Annotated in this window: 1 protein-coding gene; it reads left to right on the top strand. The window is 76.9% G+C overall.

Annotated features, from left to right (window positions below):
• On the top strand, window positions 1–122 hold a 122-nt coding region (locus tag KVS67_RS14460; protein WP_368669074.1), incomplete at its 5' end, for a His/Gly/Thr/Pro-type tRNA ligase C-terminal domain-containing protein.
• Between the last annotated feature and the right edge of the window lie 120 nt (window positions 123–242).

Raw genomic sequence — 242 nt, 5'->3', positions numbered from 1 at the left:
CCGTCGACTTCGTCTCCCTCGAGGACCAGGCCGTGTCCTTCCGCGAGCGGGACACCATGGCCCAGGAGCGCGTGGCGCCGTCCCAGGTGCAGTCCTACCTGCTGGAGCGCCTGGTCAAGTGAGCGGGGACGTGACGGGAGCGGGCGGGGCCGCGGGGCACGACGGCGGCGGCGCGCTGTGCGACTCCGCCGCGGCCGCCGACGGGGGGATCGTGCTGCGTCCCTGGCGGCCCGGGGACGGCC

It is taken from the genome of Micrococcus sp. GbtcB5, from assembly GCF_019091605.1.
Classification (GTDB): Bacteria; Actinomycetota; Actinomycetes; order Actinomycetales; family Micrococcaceae; genus Micrococcus; species Micrococcus luteus.
The sequence above is the reverse complement of the archived record's forward strand: the minus strand, read 5'-3'. Positions and strand labels throughout refer to the sequence as shown.